Source organism: Streptomyces sp. NPDC048643 (assembly GCF_040650615.1).
Lineage (GTDB): Bacteria > Actinomycetota > Actinomycetes > Streptomycetales > Streptomycetaceae > Streptomyces.
Genome location: NZ_JBEZHO010000106.1, coordinates 1 through 3,361 on the forward strand (window position 1 = coordinate 1; position 3,361 = coordinate 3,361).

A 3,361-nucleotide genomic window follows, 5' to 3' on the forward strand; every position below is an offset into this window, starting at 1 on the left:
GGACTGCCGCCCTCCGCCGCCGGGGCCCACCTCCTGGCCAGGAGGTGGGCCCCTACGTCGTACGGCGTCACGCGGCGGGCTGGGCCAGCCACTCCGGAAGCGCCTTGAAGTCGTCCTGGCCGAGCGCCAGCAGCATGGCGTCCGCCGGTGTCGGCTCGAACGGCTGCCGCAGCAACGGCATCTCGGCCTGCTCCGGCGTACGGGCCGCCTTGCGGTGGTTGTCCTCGGCGCACGAAGCCACCGTGTTCAACCACGAGTCCTGACCACCCTGAGCCCGCGGCACCACGTGGTCCACGGTCGTGGCACGGCGACCGCAGTAGGCACAGCGGTGCCGGTCACGTATCAGCACACCCCGCCTCGACCACGGCGCTTGTCTTCGGAAGGGCACCCGGACATACCGGCAGAGCCTGATCACCCGGGGCACGGGGATGTCCAGGGCGGCTCCGCGCATACGCAGTTCGGGGTGGGCCTGCTCGACGACGGCCTTGTCCGTCAGTACCAGAACGACGGCTCGGTTCAACGTCACCGTCGACAGCGGCTCAAAGCTCGCGTTCAGTACCAGCGTGTCCCGCATTCAGCCCACCTCCTCTTGCGCACCGGCCCACCTGCGGCGGACTGGGATCAACTTTGGCCGGGCACGACGAGATGGACAACGCAATAAAAAATGCCCGCCCCTGATCACTTCCAAGACCAGAGGCGGGCAAACGTTCCGTGAACGTCAGTCTTCGGCAGGAGCCGCGTACTCACCGACGAGCTGGGCGCGCGCCAGCGTGTGGAACCGGAGGTTGAAGCCCACCACGGCCGGCGACGCCTCCGCGTCGGGGCCGAGCTTCTCCTGATCCACCGCGTACACCGTGAACACGTACCGGTGGGCGGGATCACCGGGGGGCGGCGCGGCGCCGCCGAAGTCCCGCGACCCGTAGTCGTTGCGGGCCTGGACCGCGCCCTCGGGCAATCCCTCGAACTTGCCGCTCCCCGCACCCACCGGCAGCTCCGTCACGGAGACCGGGATGTCGAACACGACCCAGTGCCAGAACCCGCTGCCCGTAGGGGCGTCCGGGTCGAAGCAGGTCACGGCGAAGCTCTTGGTCTCCGCCGGGAACCCCTCCCAGCTGAGCTGGGGAGAGGTGTTCCCGGCGGCCTGGACCTGTGCGTCCTTCAGCACGGCTCCCGGCTCGACGTCCTCGCTGGTGACCGTGAACGCCGGCACCGGCGGATGGAAAGCGTGCGGGAGCGGCGCCCTGTTGAGCTCGGTCACGTCATACCTCCTGAACGGCGGAATCTGTGAGTCCGAGCCTAGGACAGTCCTAGAACCAACTGCGCTTGCTGCCGACCTCGGACAGCCACTGGTTCAGATACCCGGCCCAGTCCGTGCCGTGGAAGTCCTGCAGGCCCACCTGGAAGGACCGGAAGGAGTCGCTGCCCTCGCTGAAGAGGCCGGGCTTCTTGTCCATCTCCAGGATGACGTCCATCGCGCGGTCGTCCGAGACGAAACTCAGCTCGACCTGGTTCAGCCCGCGGTACTGCGACGGCGGGTAGAACTCGATCTCCTGGTAGAACGGCAGCCGCTGACGCGTGTTCCGGATGTGGCCGCGCTCCATGTCCGCGCTCTTGAAGCGGAAACCGAGCTGGATGAACGCGTCGAGGATGGCCTTCTGCGCGGGCATCGGGTGCACGTTGATCGGGTCGAGGTCACCCGAGTCGATCGCGCGGGCGATCTCCAGCTCGGTGGTCACGCCGATGTTCATGCCTCGCAGGCTCTGTCCGTCGATCATGGTGATCGGCGTCTCCCACGGGATCTCCAGCCCGAACGGCACCGCGTGCACGGCTCCCGCCTGCAGCTCGAAGGCCCCACCGAGCCGCAGCTTCGCGAAGTCGATGTTCTGCTTGTACTCCTGGTCGTCGTGCCCCTCGACCTCGACCTTGGCCTGCAGGCCGACCGACAGACCCTCGATCGCCTGGTTGACCGATCCGCCCTGGATCCGCACCTCGCCCTGGACGACGCCGCCCGGAACGGTGTTCGCCTCGGTCAGCACCGTCTCGACCGAAGCCCCACCGGCCCCCATGCTCGCAAGCAGCCGCTTGAACCCCATGTCACTTCCTCCCCAGGCAAAGCCTGTTCCGTCCTGTGTCCGTGTGGATCCCTTGATCCCTACAAACGCGATCCGGCCCCGACCGGTTCCGTGTCCTCACCCTTCCAAGGGAGGGGACACCTGACCACCCCGCCGACAGCCATCCCTCAGGACCGCCCTGCGCCGCTCCGGCCTTCGCCCGGCGGACCGGACGGCTGGACTACGCTCGGACGCCATGATCGCGGCCCCTGACCGTACGCCCCTGACACGGGACTTCTTCGACCGCCCCGTACTGGAGGTGGCCCCCGACCTCCTGGGGCGTCTCCTCGTACGCGCCACCCCGGACGGTCCCATCGAACTGCGTCTCACGGAGGTCGAGGCGTACGACGGACCGGACGACCCGGGCTCACACGCCTACCGCGGCCGCACCGCCCGCAACGGCGTGATGTTCGGTCCTCCCGGTCACGTGTACGTCTACTTCACCTACGGCATGTGGTTCTGCATGAACCTGGTCTGCGGCCCCGAGGGCAGGCCCAGCGGTGTTCTCCTCCGGGCCGGCGAGGTCACGGTGGGCGCGGAACTGGCCCGCAAACGTCGACTCTCGGCCCGAAACGACAGGGAACTGGCCAAAGGGCCGGCCCGCCTCGCGACGGCACTCGACGTGGACCGGTCACTCGACGGCACGGACGCCTGCGGCCCCGGGGGCTCACCCGTGACCATGCTGACCGGCACACCGGTCCTTCCCGACCAGGTGAGCAGTGGCCCACGCACCGGAGTCTCGGGTGACGGGGGCGTCCACCCCTGGCGGTTCTGGATCGCCAACGACCCGACGGTGAGCCCTTATCGAGCCCACGTACCCCGTCGGCGCTCAACTTGACTCGCCCTTGCGGGAACCGTAATGTAGCCCGAGCCGCTTGAACCGGGTACGGCGTTCAGCCAGCAGCCGGAAGCGGCCAACCCACTACCTACGACTTCCCCTCCGCCGGGGCACATTCGGCATGTCCGCATGCCTGAATTCGAACCCGCGGAACTCGATTATGAGTCACCGAGGGAATCGGTTAACGTAGTGAATGTCGAAAGGCCGACGAAACGCGAAAGCTTTCAAAGGCCCAAAGGCAACCCCGGCCGACCGGGAATCAGGCCCGAAAGGATCTGGTAGAGTCGGACTCGCCGGAAAGGGAAACGCGAAAGCGGAAACCTGGAAAGCGCCGAGGAAATCGGATACGGAAACGGTCTGATAGAGTCGGAAACGCAAGACCGAAGGGAAGCGCCCGGAGGAAAGCCCGAGA

4 protein-coding genes are annotated in these 3,361 nt (G+C 67.4%); 1 reads left to right on the forward strand and 3 read right to left on the reverse strand.

Going from position 1 to position 3,361, the window contains the following annotated elements:
* Nucleotides 1-67: 67 nt before the first annotated feature.
* From AB0C62_RS42005 to AB0C62_RS42015, 3 genes are all read right to left on the reverse strand, one after another.
* Complete coding sequence (locus tag AB0C62_RS42005) at nt 68-574, reverse strand: HNH endonuclease (protein ID WP_362982568.1); 507 nt, start codon at nt 572-574, stop codon at nt 68-70.
* Nucleotides 575-718: 144 nt separating this feature from the next.
* The gene (locus tag AB0C62_RS42010) at nt 719-1,258 is read right to left on the reverse strand and encodes a YbhB/YbcL family Raf kinase inhibitor-like protein (protein ID WP_362982570.1); all 540 of its coding nucleotides are present in this window, start codon (nt 1,256-1,258) and stop codon (nt 719-721) included.
* A 49-nt stretch (nt 1,259-1,307) separates the two neighbouring features.
* Nucleotides 1,308-2,093, reverse strand: coding sequence for a sporulation protein (locus AB0C62_RS42015; protein WP_362982572.1), 786 nt, complete (start codon nt 2,091-2,093; stop codon nt 1,308-1,310).
* Nucleotides 2,094-2,307: 214 nt separating this feature from the next.
* On the opposite strand from AB0C62_RS42015, the gene AB0C62_RS42020 reads away from it, so the two are divergent.
* The gene (locus AB0C62_RS42020) at nt 2,308-2,949 is read left to right on the forward strand and encodes a DNA-3-methyladenine glycosylase (RefSeq protein ID WP_362982574.1); all 642 of its coding nucleotides are present in this window, start codon (nt 2,308-2,310) and stop codon (nt 2,947-2,949) included.
* Nucleotides 2,950-3,361 lie beyond the last annotated feature (412 nt).

Bases quoted from the DNA above. Each gene is read 5' to 3' on its own strand.
- AB0C62_RS42015 (WP_362982572.1), bottom strand. From the start codon at position 2,093: ATGGGGTTCAAGCGGCTGCTTGCGAGCATGGGGGCCGGTGGGGCTTCG.
- AB0C62_RS42005 (WP_362982568.1), bottom strand. From the start codon at position 574: ATGCGGGACACGCTGGTACTGAACGCGAGCTTTGAGCCGCTGTCGACG.
- AB0C62_RS42020 (WP_362982574.1), top strand. From the start codon at position 2,308: ATGATCGCGGCCCCTGACCGTACGCCCCTGACACGGGACTTCTTCGAC.